Origin of the sequence: Terrimonas rubra (assembly GCF_042686025.1) — a bacterium.
GTDB lineage: Bacteria > Bacteroidota > Bacteroidia > Chitinophagales > Chitinophagaceae > Terrimonas > Terrimonas rubra.
Genome location: NZ_JBHUOZ010000001.1, coordinates 95034 through 117311, shown reverse-complemented (window position 1 = coordinate 117311; position 22278 = coordinate 95034). Strand labels below are relative to the sequence as shown.

General features: G+C 44.3%; 17 protein-coding genes. 8 read left to right on the top strand and 9 right to left on the bottom strand.

The features are described 5' to 3' along the window. Positions 1–3: 3 nt before the first annotated feature. Complete coding sequence (locus ACFS6H_RS00510; protein ID WP_386093799.1) at positions 4–1263, bottom strand: hypothetical protein; 1260 nt, start codon at positions 1261–1263, stop codon at positions 4–6. Positions 1264–1271: 8 nt separating this feature from the next. Further along, positions 1272–2606, bottom strand: coding sequence for a DUF4270 family protein (locus ACFS6H_RS00505; protein ID WP_386093796.1), 1335 nt, complete (start codon positions 2604–2606; stop codon positions 1272–1274). A gap of 323 nt (positions 2607–2929) precedes the next feature. Here ACFS6H_RS00505 and ACFS6H_RS00500 point away from each other — a divergent pair, with 323 nt between their 5' ends. From ACFS6H_RS00500 to ACFS6H_RS00485, 4 genes are read left to right on the top strand one after another with little or no spacing between them, the layout of a single operon-like run. Next, positions 2930–3964 (top strand): Kelch repeat-containing protein, encoded by a 1035-nt coding sequence (locus tag ACFS6H_RS00500; protein ID WP_386093793.1) that lies wholly within the window; start codon positions 2930–2932, stop codon positions 3962–3964. Positions 3965–3979: 15 nt separating this feature from the next. Beyond that, positions 3980–4321, top strand: coding sequence for a DUF4907 domain-containing protein (locus ACFS6H_RS00495; RefSeq protein WP_386093791.1), 342 nt, complete (start codon positions 3980–3982; stop codon positions 4319–4321). 4 nt (positions 4322–4325) lie between these two features. Continuing rightward, entirely contained in the window at positions 4326–5612 is a 1287-nt protein-coding gene (locus ACFS6H_RS00490) for a sensor histidine kinase (protein ID WP_386093788.1), read from the top strand. Continuing rightward, positions 5612–6316, top strand: a complete 705-nt coding sequence (locus ACFS6H_RS00485; protein ID WP_386093785.1) for a LytR/AlgR family response regulator transcription factor — start codon at positions 5612–5614, stop codon at positions 6314–6316. Before ACFS6H_RS00490 ends, ACFS6H_RS00485 begins: the two co-directional genes overlap by 1 nt. Positions 6317–6320: 4 nt before the next feature. On the opposite strand, the gene trmD is transcribed toward ACFS6H_RS00485, so the two are convergent. Beyond that, positions 6321–6998, bottom strand: a complete 678-nt coding sequence (trmD, locus tag ACFS6H_RS00480) for a tRNA (guanosine(37)-N1)-methyltransferase TrmD (RefSeq protein ID WP_386093782.1) — start codon at positions 6996–6998, stop codon at positions 6321–6323. A 226-nt stretch (positions 6999–7224) separates the two neighbouring features. Then, positions 7225–9000 carry a cbb3-type cytochrome c oxidase subunit I gene (locus ACFS6H_RS00475; protein ID WP_386093779.1) on the bottom strand — a complete coding sequence of 592 codons (1776 nt, stop codon included), beginning with the start codon at positions 8998–9000 and terminating at the stop codon, positions 7225–7227. 417 nt (positions 9001–9417) lie between these two features. Between ACFS6H_RS00475 and ACFS6H_RS00470 the strand changes: the two genes are divergently transcribed. Both ACFS6H_RS00470 and ACFS6H_RS00465 read left to right on the top strand, forming a co-directional pair. After that, positions 9418–10968 (top strand): sensor histidine kinase, encoded by a 1551-nt coding sequence (locus ACFS6H_RS00470; protein ID WP_386093776.1) that lies wholly within the window; start codon positions 9418–9420, stop codon positions 10966–10968. 13 nt (positions 10969–10981) lie between these two features. Continuing rightward, the gene (locus tag ACFS6H_RS00465) at positions 10982–12037 is read left to right on the top strand and encodes a response regulator (protein WP_386093773.1); all 1056 of its coding nucleotides are present in this window, start codon (positions 10982–10984) and stop codon (positions 12035–12037) included. Here ACFS6H_RS00465 and ACFS6H_RS00460 read toward each other — a convergent pair. The 5 genes from ACFS6H_RS00460 to pdxA all read right to left on the bottom strand — a co-directional run bounded on the left by ACFS6H_RS00460 (position 12034) and on the right by pdxA (position 16381). Continuing rightward, on the bottom strand, positions 12034–12411 hold the full coding sequence (locus ACFS6H_RS00460; RefSeq protein WP_386093770.1) for a hypothetical protein: 378 nt from the start codon (positions 12409–12411) through the stop codon (positions 12034–12036). The genes ACFS6H_RS00465 and ACFS6H_RS00460 overlap by 4 nt on opposite strands. A gap of 96 nt (positions 12412–12507) precedes the next feature. Beyond that, positions 12508–13125: a gliding motility lipoprotein GldD gene (gene gldD, locus ACFS6H_RS00455; protein ID WP_386093767.1), complete on the bottom strand. Its 618-nt coding sequence runs from the start codon at positions 13123–13125 to the stop codon at positions 12508–12510. A gap of 1 nt (position 13126) precedes the next feature. Further along, on the bottom strand, positions 13127–14467 hold the full coding sequence (gene gldE / locus ACFS6H_RS00450; protein WP_386093764.1) for a gliding motility-associated protein GldE: 1341 nt from the start codon (positions 14465–14467) through the stop codon (positions 13127–13129). A 97-nt stretch (positions 14468–14564) separates the two neighbouring features. Next, the gene (locus ACFS6H_RS00445; RefSeq protein WP_386093761.1) at positions 14565–14993 is read right to left on the bottom strand and encodes a single-stranded DNA-binding protein; all 429 of its coding nucleotides are present in this window, start codon (positions 14991–14993) and stop codon (positions 14565–14567) included. A gap of 302 nt (positions 14994–15295) precedes the next feature. Further along, entirely contained in the window at positions 15296–16381 is a 1086-nt protein-coding gene (pdxA, locus tag ACFS6H_RS00440) for a 4-hydroxythreonine-4-phosphate dehydrogenase PdxA (RefSeq protein WP_386093758.1), read from the bottom strand. A 232-nt stretch (positions 16382–16613) separates the two neighbouring features. On the opposite strand from pdxA, the gene ACFS6H_RS00435 reads away from it, so the two are divergent. Together ACFS6H_RS00435 and ACFS6H_RS00430 are read left to right on the top strand one after the other, a co-directional pair. After that, entirely contained in the window at positions 16614–19277 is a 2664-nt protein-coding gene (locus tag ACFS6H_RS00435) for a GEVED domain-containing protein (protein ID WP_386093755.1), read from the top strand. Between the two features lie 120 nt (positions 19278–19397). Further along, positions 19398–22220 carry a M14 family zinc carboxypeptidase gene (locus ACFS6H_RS00430; RefSeq protein WP_386093752.1) on the top strand — a complete coding sequence of 941 codons (2823 nt, stop codon included), beginning with the start codon at positions 19398–19400 and terminating at the stop codon, positions 22218–22220. Positions 22221–22278 lie beyond the last annotated feature (58 nt).

Below are 22278 nucleotides of genomic sequence, written 5' to 3'. Positions count from 1 at the left end.
TAATTAATCGTATTTTTTGCCCTTCGTATACAGGATATCACGATAGGTAAAGCTCAATGTAAGCTGTACATAATTTTCTTTGATCAGTTTTTGCTGTGTGGTACCACGGCTGCCTCCCTCCAGCGCTACATTATACAACAGGCCCTGTCCTAATATGCCGCCAATGCCGGCCGTTATGCCATATTCGTAAATGGGCTTATTGCGTATTTGTAAATAGGACTGATTAAAAAAACTACCCACCTGGAAATTTCTTTTCTCCACCAGGCCGTTACGGGTATAAGTATACTGCGAAAAATTGACACCACCCGAAATGCGGTTACTGTTCACTAACTGCCATCCTGTTTCCTTTACTTTAAACGAGGCCCAGTCTTCATGTACAAAATCCAGTGCATAAGTGGTTTTATTATTTTTAGTGAGTGATAAACCCAGGCCAAATGTCTGCGGTAAATGAAAAACTTTATTACCGGTAAACTCGTTACTATTCACTTCGCTGCTGCCTTCTAAAACCGTCACTGTTCTTTCCGAGGTAATATTGCTCGCGGGTGCATAAGTAGCGCCCAAGGCTATATCCCATTTTTTCGATACCGGCTTACGGTACAATACGCCGCCCTGGAAACGCAGTTTGCCTACATAATCCTGTATTTTGGTGGTAAAGGTATTAGGGAGTGAGGCATCTGCAATGATCTCGGAATGGTTCATTCCTCCGGCAATGAGTGATGAGCGTACACCAAAGGAAAGTCTTTTCTTTTTGCCAACAGCAAAGGCATTGGTCCAGAAATATTCATGCAGGCCGCCATCGCCTTCGTATATGGTGCTAACGGTCTGGTTGCTGCCTTCAATGGTTTTGTTGCCGGTAAACTTATAATTCATATTGCTGAACTGCCGGTAACCAATGCCGCTGGCCCAGAAATTATTCAGCTTCAATGCAAGGGTAAACCGTTTGATCCAGAAATCCTTGCTGTTACTATTATCCAGGCCAATCGGGTCGCCTTTATAAGTTACACTTTTACCGGTAGCAGCCACATTCACCAGGTAAACACTTTTTATAAGGGAAGTGATCGAAGCGGGATTATTATCAACAAAGGAAGTGTTGGACTGAAAAGCAATGCCGGTATGTCCCATGCCCGCCGTACGGTTATAATGCCTGAAATCAATATCACCCAGTTCGTAAATAGAATAGGGGTTGCTCATGTTCTGTGCATGTAACAGGGTGCAGCTGCATGTAATGGATAAACCTGTGAGAACGTTTTTAATGATGCGCATAAACATATTTATTTGTTGATATACATTACCGTTAATAAAAGTTGTGAACTATAGGCGTCTTTACCTCTCTCCGATAATACTAACCGGTTTAGATTTGGGGTAACACCTCCTGCCTGCCTGAGAAACAAGCCCTGCCGTTCGGTACCCAGGTTGCTTAACAGGCTGCCGATATAGGATGTTATATTAAAGCGGTAGTACGTGCCTTCTCCATATAAATTATCTATTACGGCCCGGGCATACTGTGTAGCGGTGCCGGTGGAATCGGTGAGGGTGTAACCCACCAGGTTGCTGGCATCGGTTGCGGATAAGTATAAGCTGTCGGGCAGCCGGTACATACTGTTGTTATAGGATAACGGAGTAGGTTTTAATATCAGTTCGGCCTTGATCAGCTTTACGGTATAATTGCTCTTGGCCACCAGTATATTTCTTAAAGAAGGAAAGGTTAGTTTGGTATAAGTGCTCATGCCTTCCTGCAAAAAAGCAACATGGTTGGTTTGTGCGGCAGGTATTTCGGTAATATTAATACCGGCGCCACTGCTCACCAACCCGGTGCCGGTACGGTCGGCTGTAAGATGATTGAAAGCATAATCATTAGTGACCGAGGGGAAATCAATGAATTGTTTTTCATGATAGGGAATGGTTTTATGGTAATGTACCCGCATCACTATTTGCGAAGCGGCGGCATTAATACCCAACATAAAAGCATCGGTATTGCCGGTGGTTAAAGTAAGTCCGTAGAAATAATTTAAAAACTCGGTTTCGCTGGTTACTTCGGCAGCTCTTGACCGCAGTTTGTTAAACAGCTCCAGGCCTTTGGCATCATCCAGCTTTATCAGGATGGAATCAAAGATACCGGGATAAATGCGGCCGTTTTTTTCACCCAGTGTGCCGCTCCTGGTGGCAATGGTACTGGTATTGTATAACTTATTATTATAACTATAAGTAATAGGGGTGGCCAACTCCTTTACCTGTATATTAAGGGGTTGGGTAGTGTCTCCATAATAATACCCGTTTAACCTTACGATGAGTGACAGGGAATCAAAAATCGCTGTGGCGGGTATTTCCGCTATACTGCCGGGAACAGTTAACTGGAATGTATTATGGCCGGTAATGGTGCCCAGGTAAGGGTCATCATACTGCCCGAGTAAAAAATTTGTATTACCACTGGTAGGAAACGAATCGGCAAAAACAGTGGCCAGTTTTATTTCCACCGAATCAATATAACTAAGGCGGGTGTACTCATTCTCCGGGGTGGTGCCAAAACTGATATCGTTACGGGTACAGGCAATGGTTACAATGGTTGTTAACCATAAAAAAATACCCGTTGTTTTTCTTTGCATCATAAATAGCTGTTTAAGTATAAGCGATGCAATTTATTGTCACCCTTGCCTCAGGTTTTGTTATAGTATATTAAAAGCCGCTTTTTATCTGCGAAACTATTTTGCAGCACTATAAAAGCTTTTTCCCTGCTAAAATGACCTTATGGTGATTAAAAATACCCGATATAGTTCCTGCCCGAATTGGTCTATACAAACTACTGTTTAGTCTATTTTAAGAATATCTTCCAAAGCCTTGCCTATACTTTTATTGCGTTTAATGCTTACCGGTATGTCAAAAGACTGCTACAAAAACATAAATTTTTAACTATTACATAAAAACTAACGTAATGAAACAGATACATGCGTATTTGATGGGAGCTACAATGATAACGGCATCGGCTATATTCTCGGTGGGTTGTTCCAAGAGTACCGATAGCGATGAAGATCTGATCGGTAATTGGAAAAGAGCAGATGACTTTGAAGGTAATGCAAGGGGCGAAGCCGTTTCTTTTACCATTGGTGATTATGCCTATGTGTCAACAGGCTCTACCATTACCGAGAGGTTTAAAGATCTGTGGGAGTACAACTTAAACAGGCGTTACTGGACACAAATGGCCGAACTGCCCGGCAATGCCCGTAACTCCGCCGTGGCATTTGCCATTGGTACTAAAGGATATGTAGGTACCGGCTATGATGGTGTAAGCCGGTTAAATGATTTCTGGGAGTATGACCAGGTAGCGAATGCCTGGAGCAGGAAAGCCGATTTTGCCGGTACGGCCCGTTATGATGCGGTAGCTTTTTCAGTAGGTGGTAAAGGGTATATTGCCTGCGGGTATGATGGTAACTATTTAAAGGATGTATGGGAGTTTACGCCGGGCGCTTCAGCGGGAGATGCCGGCTCGTGGATCCAAAAAGCCAGTGTGGGTGGCTCCAAACGCAGGGCTGCCCAGGCTTTCGTGGTAAATGGCGTAGCTTATATCTGTTCCGGTAATAACAACGGTGAGCTGCTTACCGATCTGTGGTCCTTTAACCCTACGGCAAATGAATGGACAGAAAAAAATAAAATATACAACTACACTGATGATACATTTGATGATGACTACAGCGGTATAGCCCGGTACAATGGTACCACAGTGGTAATGGGCAATTACGTTTACCTGACTACAGGTTACAGTTCCTCTTTAACCAGTACTACCTGGCGTTACGATCCGGCCAATGACAGGTGGCTGCAGAAGACAGGCTTCGAGGGCGCTGCCCGCGAAGGCGCTGTATCATTTACCTTAAACAACAGGGGCTTTGTATTAACCGGTATTTCCGGCTCCGATGTCAAGGATAATGCCTACGAGTTTTTACCGGATGCGGAACAGGTTGATAACGATTAACAATTGCCGGGACCAATGAACGCAAACAAAAAAAAGAACCTGCTTGTTTTAACCGTATCCTTCATAGTGGCGGTGATCGTATGGTGTATGGTACAGTTATATTACAAGCCCGTTATGCCGGTTGCCTGGAACCGTAAAGTGTACCAGGTAGCCAATGGCTGGGGTTATGATATTTATAAAAAAGGAGAACTGTATATACAGCAAACATTTATACCGGTTAAAACGGGCAGGGAGCCTTTTGCCAGTGAAAAGCAGGCCGCCCGGGCGGCGGACATGGTGGTGGAAAAGTTAAAGAAGGGCCAATTACCGGTACTGAGTAAAGACGAAATAACATTAATTCTTTCTTTTGCGGAATAAATACATGCTGAGTCGTAATAAAATAAATCATTTCTTTTTTACCATATTCGGGTTCAGGCCTGTTAAAAGTAATACCGAACTGCTGGCGGTGGTCGCTTTTCATGTGCTGGCCTGGGTGTTCTTTTTGGGGATCCCGTTATTGTTTTATCCGTCACGGTTCATTGGCGATACTTTCTGGTACAGGGAACTGGCTATCAAAATTTTACCGATTGGCTTTTTTTACCTGAACTATTATTTTTTATTGCCCCGTTTTTTTGAGAAAAGAAAATTGGGCGTTTACTTTTTACTGGTATTATCTGTTGTTATATCCATGGCCGCTACTGATATTGTTATCAGGAAAACCTTGGGGAATAATTTTTTCAGAACTGCTATGGCGGTACGTGGTAACCGGCCGGTTTTATTTTCAGATAACGCCCCGGGCGTTAATATCCGCATAGATAGTACCCCACAATTGATGGATCTGCCTTCTGTAAGGCCCGCCGTGGCTCCTGTAATGTACAGTGATACACGGGCACTGCCAATGCCTGCAGGGCGGAATGGATTTCCGCCGGTAATGGTGCTGGATCATACTTTTATTTTTGGTATGCCCAAGCCTGCGCTGTTAATGTCGCTCAGCAGTACCTTATCCAATTGTTTCTTCATGCTCATTCTCAGTGGTATGTTAAGGCTGGCCTATTCCTTCTTAAAGAGCGAGAACAAGAAAAAGTCATTGGAGAATGCCACACTCAATGCGGAGGTTGACCTGTTAAAGGCGCAGATAAACCCCCATTTCCTGTTCAATACCCTGAATAGTATTTATTCACTGGCGAATGTTAAGTCCGATAAAACCGATGAAGCCATTCTCAAATTATCCGGTTTGCTGCGCTATGCATTGTACGAAACAACCGAAGGTAAGGTGCAACTGCAGCAGGATATAGATTATATCAATAACTATATTGACCTGCAGCGCCTGCGATTGTCCAATAAAGTAAAGGTTGATTATACGGTTACCGGGAATGCTGATAATAAGGTAATAGCTCCTATGTTACTCATAACCTTTATTGAAAACGCATTCAAACATGGCGTTAGTTATATGCAGCAATGCCTTATCAGGATCAATATCCGGATTTTTGATGAAACATTAACGCTTGAAGTAACCAACCCGGTCGTGGAAAATAATAGTTTCGCTTCGGGCGGTATCGGACTGAAAAATGTACAACGAAGACTGGAACTGCTTTACCCTGGTCAGCATCAGCTGCATATCACACATGACGCCCAACAATTTTCTGTCAGCTTAAAAATTTCCATCTAATGGTGAATTGTATTTTAATTGACGATGAGCCCCTGGCATTACAACTGCTGGAAGGGTATATTGCAAAGATCCCTTTCATGAACTTACTGGGTCAGTTCGACTCGCCCATGCAGGCTTTTACCGTACTGGAAAAAGAGCAGGTTGACCTGATCTTCCTGGATATAAAAATGCCCGATATCACCGGTATTGATTTTTACCGTTCCTTAACCAGGAAACCGCAGGTGATATTTACCACGGCTTACAGCGAATATGCCATCAATGGTTTTGAACTAAAGGCCATGGACTATTTATTAAAACCCATTTCTTTTGAAAAATTTATGAATGCCTGTTTACGGGTAAATAGTTTTGTAGAGCTGCAGGCAAAAAAAGAAGCACCCCAGAACGATTTCTTCTTTATCAATGTATCGCACAAGATGCATAAAATATTTATCGATGATATTGTTTACCTCGAAGGGTATAAGGATTATACCAAGCTGCACCTGAAGAGTTCCAATAATCCATTACTGGTATTACACAATCTTAAATACTTTGAAGATATGCTGGACCCGCAGCGTTTTGTACGGGTTCACCGGTCCTATATCATTTCGCTGAACAAGGTAACGGTAGCTTCCCGCAAAGCCGTATCAATTGGGAATGTGGAAGTGCCGGTAAGTGATAACTACCGTGAGCCTTTCATGACCTATATAGCACAATACTTAAGGTGATCTATTAATCCTTCAGTATATCCGGGCGGCGTTCTTTGGTCCGTTGGATGGATTGTTCGTGGCGCCAGTCAGCGATCTTCTTATGGTCACCGCTCATAAGTATATCAGGTACCTTCCAGCCGTTGTAATCAACCGGCCGGGTATACACGGGAGGCGCTAAGAGATCGTCCTGGAAGGAATCAAAAAGGGCAGAGGTTTCATCGTTCAGTACACCTGGTATCAAACGTCCTATCGTATCTACCAATACGGCGGCAGCCAGTTCGCCGCCACTCAGTACGTAATCACCTATCGATATTTCTTTGGTCACATAATGTTCCCTTATCCTGTCATCAATGCCTTTATAATGGCCGCAGATCATTAAAATATTTCCTTTGAGGGAAAGAGTGTTGGCGATCTTCTGGTTTAACCTTTCCCCGTCCGGGGTCAGGTAAATGATCTCGTCATATTTCCTGTCCTTACCCAGCTCTTCAATAGCTTTGGCCAGCGGTTCGCACATGATCACCATACCCGCACCGCCACCATACTGGTAATCGTCTACCATGCCGTACTCATTCACGGCCCATTTACGCAGCTGGTGTACCTGTACTTTCAACAAGCCTTTGTCCTGGGCACGTTTCATGATACTATGCTCAAAAGGGCTTTGCAATAACTCCGGTAATACTGTCAATATATCGATATGCATGGTGCAAAGATAAATGAGAACAGGGGTACCAGTCTCAGTCAATATTTATTTTCTATATGGCGTCTTTCTTGTATTAGCATAAACGAAGGGTTTTGTGGGTAGCAGGATGCGCTCTCTACTATCAACCATTAACTATTAACCATTAACTATTAACCACGAACGGTTGCCATTAAAAAAGACGCCCCTGAAGAATCAGGGGCGGACATTGAAGGGACTCGTCGTACCCTTATCCAGGAAAGGAAGTTTTTTGTGACCTTAGTTTGCGTTGTAAGCCGCTGGCCTGCACACAGAACAGGAGTATTAAAATAAAAACACCTACAGCGGCTAAAAAGCCAAGCAAAAGGCCGGAATCATTTTTAACAGGTGGCGCCGGTTCCTGTACAACCGGCTGAGCGGGCAGTTTGATGGAGCCGTTATCGGAAAATAACATGGCTTGCTCTTCATGGGAACCGGTTCTGCCAATTAAAGGAGGAAGGATGGTGACGGCAATCAATATCCCTGCAATTAGCAGCAAGGGACTTAACCGGTTAAATAAAAAAAATGGTTTTTCAGGATAATAGGATGTTGAAACGGGGATGAAGAGTAAAGATGTTGCGGTTTTCCTGCTGAGCATAGTGCCGGCAAAAACAAGCAGGAACAGGATACCCGCAACCAGTAATATAAGCCCGCCCAATAAGGTAAGTGTATTGGCCTGCAGCCATTCAGTGCGGAAGGATAAGGCATCCGGTTTCAGTGTGTGCTGGCCGGTATAATTATACAGGGGCTGTCCCAGTAAGCCACCCCAGTTAAGCCCAAAAGAAAAAAGCAATATGCCCATCACCCATAAATAAGGGATAGTGACATTTAATTTTGGCCAGCTGATTTTTTTACCGCTCAAATAGCTGTACAGGTATAAGCTCATGCCGCCCATACTTAACATAACCGGTCCGGTAACGGTGATATGAAAACTACCAGTTGTCCAGGTGGTATGATCATTCAATGGAATATGGCTCAGTGCCGAAACAGATCCTGTGGCCAGCAGGGTGAGTGAGCAAAACAGGTAGGCAAACAGGTACCTGCCTTCATCAAAATACGGAAGCCGTTCAGCCCAGCTGAACATATTTCTTTTAGCCCCGTTTTTCCTGCCCGCGTATTCAAGCGAAAGCGTCAGTATAAAAACCGTTATCAAGCCGGTGATAACAATACCGTAATTTAAGATGCCGGGTAAAGAAGGCTGGTTTACCACGGGAATGGATATGATTAACAGGCTGCATAATACCATGCGCCCGGCAAGGCCGGAATATAGTTTTCCGCCTGCAACAACAGGTAAAACAGTCAATAACAGTATATATAGGGGTATTATCCAGCAAAAGGACAGCGCATGATGAAAATATCCCGTTATAGTTGGCAAAACTCCTGTATTCGGTGAAGGCAACAATCCAAGAGAACCTGGCAGCAGGACAAGTAAAATTTCAGCGGTAACCATTAACGAGCAGGCTGTCCATATGATAGCATATACTCCCAGGCCGGAAACAGCTAAAGGTATAACAGTGGCCGGGTTGTTTTTTTTCCATTGCCGGTGTAAACTTAACCAGCCCAGGAGGGAGGTCCATGAGCCAATGATGAATATAACAACCCCGGTGTAAAATAATGGGTGTGGCTCAGGTAATGCTACCGGTTCCGGGCCGGCTACATACCCTGTTGAGAGAAATAACAGCAGGCCGGTCATCATCAATATACAACCTGCCCATGATACCTTTTTATCCGGCTCTTGCCGGTAGTAAAAAGCAATGAGCGCCTGGCCTAAGGCGATAGTGAAAAAACCGGTTAAAGCCAGGGCGTACAACATGCTTTTGCCTGTAAGTGCATATAACGGGTTGGGCAATGATTGCATCTTATCCTGTAAAAAACCGGCCTTGTACATAACCCCGGATAAGCCCTTGTAAACAGCAATAGCCAGCAGCACAACGGGTATGACCAGTTGTAAAAGGACCAGTTGTTTAAAGGATTTACTTACTTGCATATAACGGTATAAGTATACTGTTGTTATCGATTGGCCAGTGGTTTATTATTGTTAATAATTGATGATGAGTTTAAAAACGTACCAGAATAAAAAAGTAGTAAGTACCAGTAACAGGAAAAGCGCAATAGCTCCTTTGGGGGTAAAATTCTCTTCTTTCTTAGCGGGCATCATTGATTTCTTTTTTGTTCGGACAAAACTATTTGCCTCATCCCGGTATAGGAATGAGGTTGGGTGGGCATAAACATGATTATTATCAGTTTCAATATACCGGCGGATATATGGCTGTAAGGATAATGGCTTGTTAACCCGTTACATACGGAATTTGTAGGCTGTCTATATTCCATCTTTAACGGTGCTAAGCCGCGGCTTTATAACAGGTATTAATTACCTTCACCGCTTTAAACCCCTGATAAACGGATGCCACAGATCAGCAGCAGGCAGGCAGCTATATATGCTGTAGCTATACTATTACTCACCTTGCTTTTCAGCTTTGTTTTAAAAACCTACGAGGTAATGGTGGGCGGCCTGCTGATCGCCATCTTTTTCACCACTTTTATCAAGGGCAGAACCAGTACCATCCTGGTAGCTTCATTGGGCATTGCAATCATGACCTTTACTGTACTGTTTTTAAACAAAACCGGTGGGGCTGTTAAGGTCCTGACAGAAAATGTTTTCTCAGTACTGCTCGTAATATTTGCGGTACTCCTTGTTTTTTATTTAAAACAACTGCAACAACACCTGGACTTTGAGCGTATTCACATGACCTCCCTGTTTGAAAATGCAACGGAGGGAATATTTGTAACCAATGCTGCCGGAAATATCATACTGGCTAACCCGGCGGCAGAAAGAATGTTCAATTATAGTAAGGAAGAACTGGAGGGCCGGAATGTGGACATGTTATTGCCGATGCGTAAACAAACCATGCATGCGGGTTTGCGGGCCGACTTTCATAAAAGTCCCTCCAACCGTTCCATGGGGGCGGGGCGAGACCTGCATGCAATGAAGAAAGGTGGTGAGGAATTTCCGGTGGAAGTGAGTTTGAGTTATTACCGCGAAAAAAACGAGACCTATGTCATTGCTTTTATTGTTGATATTACCCTGCGTAAAGTGACCGAACTGAATATCCTGAAACAAAAAGATGAACTGGAACGTATTGGTAAAGAGATCCGCTTGTTGAATACCGAGCTGGAACATAAAGTGGAAGAGCGTACCCTGGTTTTAAAACAGGCCCTGGAACAACTGGAGCAATCGGAAAAGGAATTGCAGGAAGCCCTGGTAAAAGAAAAGGAACTGAGCGAGATGAAAAGCCGCTTTGTATCTATGGCTTCGCATGAATTTAAAACACCCTTGAGTACGGTATTGTCTTCCGCCTCCCTGGCTTCAAAATATACCCAGACCGAAGACCAGGATAAACGCAATAAACACCTGGATAAAATAAAGTCATCCGTAAAACACCTCAATGATATTCTCGAAGACTTCTTATCATTAGGCCGCCTGGATGAGGGGAAGGTGGTTTCCAGCAAAGAGGACTTCTCTTTGCAGCAGTTATTGCAGGAAACGATAGAGGAGATGAACGTGATGATAAAACAAGGGCAGCAGATCATTTTATCTGGGGCGGAGGGTATACAGCTGCATGCGGATAAGCGTTTGCTGAAAAACGTGCTGATCAACCTGCTGAGTAATGCGATCAAGTTTTCGCCGGCAGATAGCCAGGTGAATATACAGGTAACGGCGGAGGGAAATAAATATGCCGTGTCGGTAAGCGATAAGGGTATCGGCATCAGTGAGCACGATCAGCAATACCTCTTCGGTAGTTTTTACCGTGCTGGCAATGCACAAAACATACAGGGTACCGGCCTGGGGCTGCATATTGTGCACCGTTATATGGAGATAATGGGAGGTTCGGTACATTTGCAAAGCCGTTTACATGAAGGCACCACCGTAACAATTATAATACCTAAGAACTAAAAGTTGAAACAGTATGAAATCAATACTGGTTATTGATGATAATGCCGATCTGCGTGATAATACAGCCGAAATTTTAACGCTCGCAGGTTATACAACCTTTGTGGCCGAAGATGGTAAAAAAGGCGTGGACCTGGCTATTAAAGAAAAGCCGGATCTGATCATTTGTGATATTATGATGCCCGTACTGGATGGTTATGGAGTGTTACACCTTATCAGGCGGAATGCCGAAACCTCGCATATTCCGTTCTTATTCCTGACAGCCAAAAGCGAAAGGGCCGATTTCAGGAAGGGAATGGAGATGGGGGCCGATGACTACCTTACCAAACCTTTTGATGATATTGAGTTATTAAACGCCATAGAAGTTCGCCTGAAAAGAGAAGATATCTACCGCTCACGGTATGCACCGAATGGTGAAGGTGTATCGCGTTTTGTAAAAGATGCCAAAGAGAACGGACGTTTTTTATCCTTATCAGAAAAATACAGTTCCGAAACCATCGCCAAAAAACAGGTCATCTACCAGGAGGGCCGTCATCCCCGCTACCTCTACTATATATTAAGCGGTAAAGTAAAATGCAGCAAGATAAACGAGGATGGTAAAGAATATATCACTGATATTTTAGTTACCGGCGACTTTATAGGGTTTACCGCAGTGGTGGAGGAAAAAGCCTATGAGGATACGGCTACGGTGCTGGAAGATGCGGAACTTTTACTGATCCCCCGGGAAGACTTTGTCAGCATGATCAAAGAAGATATGCGGCTGGCTACCAGTTTTATCAGTATGATGTCGCAAAGCATGAAAGAAAAAGAAGAACGGCTGGTTAACCTGGCTTATGGCTCTTTGCGTAAAAGGGTAGCACTGGGACTGGTAGAACTACATAAAAAATACAATACCGGTACTGAGATCAACCCCATTGATATTTCGAGGGATGACCTGGCCCGTTATATAGGTACGGCCACAGAATCACTCATCCGTACCTTAAGCGATTTTAAAAGTGAAGGCCATATCGAGATCAAGCAGGGTAAAGTATATGTATTACATGTAACGGCACTGCAAAATCTAATTGCTTAATTGGTAGAGATCATACGGGTTACTACCGTTTCGTTGGCGGCATTATCGCGGGCCCGCACCTGCACCTGGTAAGTAATGCCGGCATTAGCGGTAAAACTTTCTGCAAGTTTATAACCGGCGCTGTTCGGATACCGGTGAATATCAATTAATAATTTGCCGGTGGTATAGTCCGATATATGTACATGTATCATGTAAATATTCTTATTATCCGTTACGTCGCCGGCAATACTGACCGTGTTCCCGCCCGGCACAACAGCATTATCTGCCGGGGAGCTTAATACGATCACCGGCATTTCTTTATCATCTTCGGCACTGCTCTTCTTACAGCCGGTACTTAATAAAAAAATACTCAATAACAGGAACAGGTATCTCATGTAGTAAAGATACAAAAGCTCAGGAGATGACCGGGAGGAGGATTATTGGTTAATCGTTACAGGTTAATTGGTACGATGAAGGTAAACCTGGACAAATTACCGCCATTTCAGCGTATTGATGAGGTGTTTCAGGTCCTGCTTTAAAAAATTATTTACAATACCCAGGGAGTCCTCGTTCGGAGTAGCATCAAAATATAAGGCGCCGCGTAAAAAATGTTTGGTGCTATCCGTTAAAAAAAACTGGTTGGCAGTGGCCGTATTACCGGCCAGGCTGAAATAAATACCTTCTACACCGTTGGGCGTCGAGATCAGGCTATCAGTAATACCGCTGGATATTTCCGTGTGTTTACGGTAAGCCATTTTAAAACCGTCCTGTATCAGCGAATCAAAATTACTGCCGGTAACAGGCTTATAGCTTACATATATCCGGCTGTTAAACCGGGGAATATCAATATTGATCCACCAATCGCCGGCCTTGGCCTCAAAAAAAGTACTGTCCTTTACAACCGTGGCATAGGTGGGGTATTCAAACGTATAGGGATATCCGGGCTGGTCAAACAGGCGGTAAGTCTTCTCGGGAAAATCTATTTTATAATAACCTTTTTTCTTAAAAGTATAGGGGCTGTTGCAGGCAAGGGCCATTAAATAAACAACTAAACAAACAACGGGTGCCGGCCAGGTTTTAAGGGATATTAACCGGTTTACAGGGGGCATACTAAGCTATTGATCTTTTAATAATTACTTTAACTTGTTTAATACGGTTGGTACTGGTTTCCAGCACCACAAAAATAAAATCGCCAACGGCTATTTCCTCGTTTACTTCGGGAAAAGCGCCTGCTACTTCCAGCACAAGTCCTGCCAGCGATTCACTCTCGCCACGCACCTTATCAAAAGTATGTATGGGTAACTTCATTACCTTACACATATCATGGATCATGGTCTTGCCTTCAAAAATATAGGTGTTGTCATCTACTTTCACGGGGCTGTTTTCCTCGTCATCAAACTCATCACGGATCTCGCCTATCACTTCTTCCATAATATCTTCCATGGTTACAATACCACTGGTGCCGCCAAACTCATCCACCACTACGGCAAAATGAAGTCTTTTATTCTGCAGGTCAATCAAAAGGTCCTCTATCAGTTTGCTCTCCGGTACAAAAAACGGGGTACGTATCACCGGGTGCCAGTCTGCATCATCTGCGGCGTATAAAAAGGGAATAATATCTTTCGTATTCAGTACGCCTACAATATTATCCATACTATCCTTGTACACGGGCAGGCGTGAATAATGGAGCTCTTCAATTCTTTTCAGCAGTTCGGGCAGCGTGGTGTTGTACTCAATACCGTTAATGTCCAGCCTGCTTTTCATGATCTGTTTTACCGATATGGTGCCGAACTTCACAATGCCCTTCATGATATTCTTCTCTTCCTGCGATGCTTCTTCCTCGCTCTTAATATCAATGGCATCGTCCAGTTCCCTGATATTGCTGGCTTCCAGTTTATTGCCTCCCATGCGTTTGCCTACCTGCATGGCAATGCTTACCAGCCAGCGGCTGATGCGGCCTAATAATAAATGAATAATATCCACCACACCTACAGCGCCATAGGCAAAACGCAGGTTGCTCTGGGTGGCCCATACTTTGGGTAGTATCTCGCAGAAAAAAAGGATGACAAAGGAAATGACCAGGACTTTAATTAATACCACTGCAGCGGGGTATAAATGGCTAAAATCAAGGTATTCATTAATAAAAAAATTGGCGATGATAATGATGCAGATATTGGTAAAAGTGCTGGCCAGCAATAAAGAAGCAAACACTTCTTTAGGCTCTTCCAAAAGGGTAATGATCTTCTTGGCGGCATTATGCTGTTTGGTCTTCAGCATATTAATATCCTTATTATTCAGGGAAAACAAAGCCACATCGGCACCTGAAATAACAAAGCTTAACAACAGCAAAACACCCAGTATACTTAATAAAATGGGTGTCTGGGCCTCTATGGCCAGTAAAACAGATAACAACGAGTCAAATGAAAAATTTATAACCGAATGGGTATCCAAGAAAATAGGTTTTGGTACTATAATATTGCGTTTATAACAGCCCGGTAATAGTTATAAAAACAATTCGCCGGCAAAAATAAGCTCTTTCAGGCGCATCCTAAAATTGCAGGTCATCCGGCGGTACATCGGCCGGGGCATCGCTGCCGGTTTCGGGGCCCTGTTCACCCTCTGCATTGCCTGCATTGGGAAAATCGTTGCGTTTGTCCAGCATAATCAGGTTATCACCTACAATCTCGGTGGCAAACTTGCGGTTGCCGTCCTTATCATCCCAGCTGCGGGTACGCAGGCGTCCTTCAATATATACCAGGCTGCTTTTATGCAAATACTTCTGGGCCAGTTCGGCCAGGCCGCGCCACAGTACCACGGTATGCCATTCGGTTTGTGATACCAGCTTACCCGACCGGTCCTTAAAGGTTTCGGTGGTGGCCAAAGGGAACTTGGCTACCGCAATATTTCCTTCCAGTAATTGCACATCCGGATCCTTACCAAGATTGCCAATTAATGTTACTCTGTTTACGCCTCTCATACTATTCAATTTCAAATTAAAGTAAAACCTGTTCCGGCATTCAGGACATCGGGTACTTAAAGTTAAATTCTTTTGATCGGAATAGAAAATTTTTAACCAGCCCGCATATCTTCCTAAACAAGCATCAGGCCAAACAATAAAGATAGTATTATGGCGCCCGGGCGGGCTATCCGCAGTACGCCGCAGCCGCTTTTGGCTTTACACATACCTTCCCTGCCAAAACCGTCTTTGCGGGGTACCTGCTCCTATCCCTGGCGCAAACCCGGGTAAAAACGATGAAAATAATCCGGCGTGATAAAGCCTTATTCCTCTATCTTTTCGTCCTCCATCCTGGCAAACATCTCAGGGTTCAGGCGCTTAATGGGGTTACGGCGCTGTTCGCCGTATTCATTCCTGCGTTTAATAAGGTCAATACATTCAAAAATGGCATTGGTGAAGGAGGCGGCATCTGCCACGCCTTTACCGGCAATATCAAAAGCTACGCCATGGTCGGGCGATGTGCGTATCACCGGCAAGCCTACCGTATAATTAACCCCGTCGCCGGCAGCTAGGGATTTAAACGGTATCAGGCCCTGGTCGTGGTACATGGCCAGTACGGCATCAAACTGGTGATGATGGCCGCGGGCAAAAAATGCATCGGCACTGTATGGACCAACGGCCAGTATACCTTTATTTTTTGCTTCCTTAATAGCCGGTTTAATAATGGTTTCTTCTTCGGTACCAATCAACCCTTCATCACCGGCATGGGGGTTGAGGCCCAAAACCGCAATACGGGGCGTATTAATTAAAAAATCGGTCTTTAAACTTTCGTTCAGTAACAGCAGTTTTTTTACAATGCTCTTCTGGGTAATATGTTTGGCCACTTCGGCAACCGGCACATGTTCGGTTACCAGGGCCACCCTGAACTGCTCGGCATACAGCATCATTACCACATCATCGGCATTAAAGCTGGCTTTTAAAAAAGGAGTATGGCCGGTAAACTTAAAATTATCGTTATAGGTATTCTTCTTATGAATAGGGGCTGTAACCAGCCCGTCAATATGGCCGTCCTTCAAAGCCTGTACAGCGGCCTGTAACGATAAAACGGCATATTTGCCGCCATCATCGGTCAGCTGGCCCGGTGTAACCTGTATATCCTCCTCCCAGCAGTTAAAAATATTTAACTGTTTAGGGTTGATCCTTTCAAACTCTTTAATATGCTGGTAATTCAGGTGCAGCTCCGGGAAAGCCTTTTTGTAAAAATTAAGTACTTTATTTGAGCCAAATACTACCGGGGTGCAATGCTCCAGTATACGGCTGTCGGCAAAAGACTTAATAATTATTTCCAGGCCAATGCCGTTAATATCGCCACAGCTGATCCCAATAACCGGTTTATGTTGACTGTTCATATTGTGTACTTTATAATTTGGTAAAAGTAATCATTTTGTTTTTAGTATGCAGGCGTGGCGATAAGTAAACTTACTATTGCATGTTACGAGTTTTTACTTAAAATCAAAAAAATGATAATATATATGCTTGCAGGGAATCCATTATTGGCATAATCTTACAAATAAAATCAAAATCTAATATCATTACATGATCGGGAAGCCTCCATCACGGTTATGTTAAACCATCTTTTTTATGAAACGCCACCTGACTGCTGTAGTAAAGCTAATGCTTGTTGCATGCTTTTCTATGGTTATTACCACCTATGTAAACGCCCAATGCGGTACGGGTTATACCCGCGCCCAGACCAACTGGGACAACCTCGACTTTTTACCTTCCACCGGTAACCGTTATACAGACTATTACAGCGGTGCGGTTTCGGCTTATAATCAAAATTTTGCACTGGGTACTAATACAGTTAATTTCAACTTTTCCTCTTCTTTTACCCTCGATGGAGAACAGACAGCACATACAGGTGATATTACGGCTAATAGTGTAACCTATGCAGGTGCCGATGTACGCTTTATTCCTACAGCAAATAATAGCAGCTTCACCATCACTTTTGAAAACCTGGTACAGGATGCCCGTTTTGCCCTCTATGATATTGATAACAATGCCTCATACCGGGTAACAGCGGTTAACGGGCTTGGCGTGGCACAAAATATCGACCTGGATTATACCGGTTCACGTCTTACTGTTAGCGGTTCATCAACTTCAAGGGATATAACTGCAAATAGCAGTAAAACAGATAATGCCAACAACCGGGGAACTGTCGTGATCCGTGTGGATGGTCCGGTAAAATCCATTACCATAACGGTATTGGCAATGGGTACCGATGCTCCTGACCGGGAAGTATACTTATCCGATATCTGGGCCTGTGTTACCGGCAGCTTCCCCAATAACTATTATGGTGTGTCCCGACCCTTTACCGGCCAGCCGCAATATGTATTAACGGTGCTTGGAAATACGGTATACCAAACCAACACCGCCAATGGCAATTCCAGGCCCTTATTTACCGATGCCGGGCATACCAATATCAATTCAACAGCTTACGATCCCTATAACCGTATCGTATATTATACCTATAGCTTAATGGCTAATGCCACTGCGGACAGGAACGAACGTGCATTGCGTAAATACGATGTAAAAACAGGGTTGATCAGTGTGGTGGTCAGTGATGTCAGGACTATTGGTATTGCTACTTACGAAGAAGGCGTGATATCAGGGGGTGCTGCTTTTTACAATGGTTCCCTTTACCTGGGTATAGAAGGATATACCGGCACTTCGGGTGGTGGCAGTTATGCGGCCGGCAGGAAATCCTGTGTATGGAAAATCAATTTTGATGCCTCCGGCAATGTGGTAGGCAACGCTTCACAGGTATACGGCGCTCTGGCTGATAATGGCACCAGTTCTTCCAATATACATGACTGGGCCGACTTTGGCATAGTGGATGGTATGCTGTATGACTTTAACGGATCTTCCAGCGGTAGTTATATCCTTCACCACGATCTTATGACGGGCCAGATCCTCAATACTTACGGACCTATTTCCAGTGCCGGCGCATCAGGTTGGATACCTGGCCAGGTATCAGTAGGCTGGGACGGTAAAGTATATCAAACATTTGCTCAGTCAAGCGCTTCTATTGTTCCCTATATAGCAGAGTATAATATGAATGGTACTATTGGTACAAAGTATAATATGACTGCCGCCTCGCCCTTCATCCCGGCTATACCTAGTTTAGGCGATGCTGCCGAAGCCTTTCGTCCTTACATGGACTTTGGTGATGCGCCGCTGTCCTATGAAGGAGCCGACCCGGTATGGGCGCCTGCCGTGCATGATACCGGCACCAGCAGGGGAGCTTTGAAGCTGGGGCCCGATGTAAATGTGGAATGGCTGAAAAGAGGACTTACCACCTATGACGATGATTATGATGACGGCCTGCCTTATGGTGTACCCATTCTGTCACCGGGTAATCCCAACTATGCTTTTGAGGTGAACGTAATGAATAATACCGGCAGCGATGCCACCCTGGTAGCCTGGGTCGATTTTAATAATAATGGTGTATTTGATCCGTCTGAGGGACGTACACTTACCTTCCCTTCTTCACCCACCTTACAGGCGCAATGGATATACTGGTTAGGTATCACCATCCATCCAGGCCTGGTTCCGGGAACCTATACCTACCTGCGTTTAAGGTTAACATCGGCCAGTAACGGCATAACAGTAAACAACCCTACCGGTTATTACAGTAACGGTGAAGTGGAAGATTACCGGGTAGTAGTGGACAATGCTCCTTTACCTACCTACTTACTATCTTTTAATGCAAAAAAACAATCGGGTAATGCGGTGAAACTGGACTGGACGGCCATCGGAGAAAACGACCTGCAGTTTTTCGGGTATACCATTGAAAGAAGCGCTGAAGGTACTAAATGGGAAAGTATAGCCTATGTACCCGGCAAAAAAACAAATAACCAAACGGCTTACGAATTTATCGATCATAGTCCTGCAGGTGGTACCAACCGGTACCGTATCGTTATCGGCCAGTCAAACGGCCGCAACAAAACCAGCGATATAAGAACCGTGGAATTCCCGCAAACAGGTAAATGGCTTACCGTAGCGCCAAACCCCGTGGTTGACAGGATAAAAATAACCTGTGATAATAATACCCAACGTGGATCCATTGACGTACGTATACTTTCTACCGCCGGTGTTACCTTGCTGAAGGAGGTTAAAAAGATCAATGCCGGTAAAAACCAGCTGGAAGTGGCGGTGCCTGCAACCTGGAATAACGGCACCTACTTTGTGCAGGTAACGGATGGGGTGAATACCGAAACACATAAGATCATTATTAAACGATAACAACATATTTAAATAAACACCCGTAACAATGCGGGTAACCAATATCCTTTAACAACTTGTACGGCACTCCGGTAAGTGCTGTACAAATCAATTGCCCTGTATAATCGAAAAACCAAAATTATGAACACGCTCAGGCTGGCTTTATTATGTGTATTACTCAGTACAATTTTATCTGGTGACCTTATGGCTCAAAGAGCCAAAACAAGTACCGTTAAAGTATTTGTTTCCGAAAATGAAATCATCCGCGGGCAGGCAATTGCCATGCTCGAGATCGATCACTTTACTACATCTGCGGACGGCGCTATCATTTCACAGATCGGTCAGCGGGAAATGCAGGTGCTCAGGCAATCCGGTTTAAAATATGAAGTGCTGGTGGATGATGTGGCCGAGGATCTTGTGAAAAAAAATAATGACTATGAACTAAAAAGAGCTTCCGGGCGCCTGGCTTTCGAACAGCCTAAATCAACCATCGATGCCATCATTCCTACTCCTGCTGCCTTCCAGGTTAAAACCGGCTTTGGCGGGTATTACCGTTATGCCGAAATGATAGCAGCGGTGGATGCGCTGGTAGCCGCTTATCCTACGTTGGCCAGTAAAATAAACCTTACACCTACAACTGCCAAACAGACTAGCGGCGGCCGGGACATATGGGCTGTAAAAATATCTGATAACGTAACGGTGGATGAGACCGGTGAGCCCGAGGTTTTGTATATAGGCTTACAGCATGCCCGTGAAGCTATCGGAGGAGCGAGTATGATATTTTTTATGCAGTACCTCTGCGAAAACTATGCAACGGATGCCCGTGTAAAAAACCTGGTCGATAACCGGCAGATCTATATCATACCCTGCATGAACCCGGATGGATGGGAATATAACTATACATTAAATAATAATGGTGGCGGGGACTGGCGTAAGAACAGGAATGGCAACGGGGTAGACCTGAACCGTAACTGGGGGGTGAATTGGGGTAACTGTTCTGCACCAATCCAGGGTAATGCCAGTTCCTGTGGTAGCAGCAATAGTACTTCCGGCACTTATTATGGTACTTCGGCTTTCTCGGAAAAAGAAACGCAGGCCATACGTGACTTCACCTACCAGCGTCGTTTTGTGGCCATGATCGATCAGCATGCATATGGCCCTTACTATTCGCTGCCCTTTGGTCGCCCAAGCATTACTACCAATGTAATGGACCCCTACGATAAGAAATTTTATACCCACGTTTCTTCGGCAATGGGTATTTATAATGGCATGCGTGCCGGTGATAGTTACGAAGCGTTGAAATACGAAGTAGCCGGCGGGGTGAAAGACTGGATGCTGAAGGGTAATATTGGCACCAATGGTAAAACAAAAATATTCGGCATGACCGGTGAAGGCGGTGCCGGTGGTGGTGCCTCCGGTACTATTGCCAGCTTCTGGCCACCGAAAGAACAAATTGTCAATCTTTGTAAAGGCATGGTGTTCCAGAACCTGCAGTTGCTCATTATGTCGGGTACCTTTGCCCGTTTACAGGATAAATCCAATATGGTAGTAAGTACCAAAACAGGCAGTTTTGCTTTTGATGCTGCCCGCTATGGTATAGGTAATGGCGATATTACCGTATCACTGGTGCCTATTCAGAATATTGCTTCGGTGGGTACACCTGTTACTATTGCAGCCGGTACTTTAGCCAATTACGGCGATATGTTTAATGGAAGTGTTACGTACACTTTACCGGCTTCTTTAAGCAGCGGTCAGCAAATAAAATTTGCCTGGAAAGTGGAAAGCCAGGGTGTTACCATACTCGATACCATTGTAAAATATTATCATACTACCCCGGCTTCCATGGTACTTTTTGAAGATGATATGGAAGGTACTTTCTCCAACAACTGGATTAGTGCCTCTACCTATCGTAACGGTTCAAATGTGAATGTGGCCGATGAAAACTGGGCCTATACCACCAACGATAAATTTGCCGGCTCCAGGTCGTTAACCGAATCTCCTGCCGGTAACTACAGGGCCAATACCACACGTATACTGGTGTACAAAGGCCGTTTGGATCTTTCCAATGCCACGGCTGCACATATCAGTTTTTGGGTGAAACACAAGGCCGAAAATTTTCATGATAAATTGCAGGTCCAGGTATCTACCGATAGCGTTACCTGGGTGCCTATTGCCGGTAAATACACTATACAGGAGCCCGGAACCGTTGATGGCAGTACTATAGACGGGCAGCCTGCCCTTACGGGTATCCGGGAAGACTGGACAAAAGAAATGTTCGATCTTACGGATTACCTGGGACAATCACAGTTAAGGGTCCGCCTGGTATTTACCTCCGATAACACGCCTAGCGATACCTTCACCTTTAAGGAAGATGATGGCTTTTATATCGACAATTTTGTAATACTGAAATCTACGGTACCTTTAAGAACATTACCGGTGGAGTTTTTAAGTGTGGCTGCCACTTTATTAGCCAACCAGACGGTAGAAGTGAAATGGGAAGCGATCGTAGATAACAAGCACAGCTACTTTGAAGTGGAGAAATCGGTTGACGGCTTAACCTACACGCCAATCGGTACAGTAAAAAATAATCCTTTTGTTTTCATCGATCCCTCACCGGTAACCGGCATCAATATTTACCGCATCAAACAATACGATATTGACGGTAAATTCAGTTACAGTAAAAACGTATCGGTGAACAAAGCGCCTACCGGCTTTAGGATCAGCACATTCCCTAACCCCGTTCACGATATGCTCAATATCAGGGTTATTACACCGGTGCCGGAAAAGCTCCTGCTGCAGGTAACCGATATCAGCGGTAAAATGGTCTATGTAAAAACCGATGTGGCGGCCAATAATGGTACTATCTCCTTCAATATAAAAGAACTACCGGCCAATATATACGTATTACGCCTGGTAAATAAGGATAATAAAATTGTAGCTACTGAAAAGTTTGTGAAACAATAATGGGCTCATGCCCGGTAGCTGCATTGTTACCTTCACTATTTTAACCGTACCTGTTTAA

Bases quoted from the DNA above. Each gene is read 5' to 3' on its own strand.
- ACFS6H_RS00510 (WP_386093799.1), bottom strand. From the start codon at position 1,263: ATGCGCATCATTAAAAACGTTCTCACAGGTTTATCCATTACATGCAGC.
- ACFS6H_RS00505 (WP_386093796.1), bottom strand. From the start codon at position 2,606: ATGATGCAAAGAAAAACAACGGGTATTTTTTTATGGTTAACAACCATT.
- ACFS6H_RS00500 (WP_386093793.1), top strand. From the start codon at position 2,930: ATGAAACAGATACATGCGTATTTGATGGGAGCTACAATGATAACGGCA.
- ACFS6H_RS00495 (WP_386093791.1), top strand. From the start codon at position 3,980: ATGAACGCAAACAAAAAAAAGAACCTGCTTGTTTTAACCGTATCCTTC.
- ACFS6H_RS00490 (WP_386093788.1), top strand. From the start codon at position 4,326: ATGCTGAGTCGTAATAAAATAAATCATTTCTTTTTTACCATATTCGGG.
- ACFS6H_RS00485 (WP_386093785.1), top strand. From the start codon at position 5,612: ATGGTGAATTGTATTTTAATTGACGATGAGCCCCTGGCATTACAACTG.
- trmD (WP_386093782.1), bottom strand. From the start codon at position 6,998: ATGCATATCGATATATTGACAGTATTACCGGAGTTATTGCAAAGCCCT.
- ACFS6H_RS00475 (WP_386093779.1), bottom strand. From the start codon at position 9,000: ATGCAAGTAAGTAAATCCTTTAAACAACTGGTCCTTTTACAACTGGTC.
- ACFS6H_RS00470 (WP_386093776.1), top strand. From the start codon at position 9,418: ATGCCACAGATCAGCAGCAGGCAGGCAGCTATATATGCTGTAGCTATA.
- ACFS6H_RS00465 (WP_386093773.1), top strand. From the start codon at position 10,982: ATGAAATCAATACTGGTTATTGATGATAATGCCGATCTGCGTGATAAT.
- ACFS6H_RS00460 (WP_386093770.1), bottom strand. From the start codon at position 12,411: ATGAGATACCTGTTCCTGTTATTGAGTATTTTTTTATTAAGTACCGGC.
- gldD (WP_386093767.1), bottom strand. From the start codon at position 13,125: ATGCCCCCTGTAAACCGGTTAATATCCCTTAAAACCTGGCCGGCACCC.
- ACFS6H_RS00445 (WP_386093761.1), bottom strand. From the start codon at position 14,993: ATGAGAGGCGTAAACAGAGTAACATTAATTGGCAATCTTGGTAAGGAT.
- pdxA (WP_386093758.1), bottom strand. From the start codon at position 16,381: ATGAACAGTCAACATAAACCGGTTATTGGGATCAGCTGTGGCGATATT.
- ACFS6H_RS00435 (WP_386093755.1), top strand. From the start codon at position 16,614: ATGAAACGCCACCTGACTGCTGTAGTAAAGCTAATGCTTGTTGCATGC.
- ACFS6H_RS00430 (WP_386093752.1), top strand. From the start codon at position 19,398: ATGAACACGCTCAGGCTGGCTTTATTATGTGTATTACTCAGTACAATT.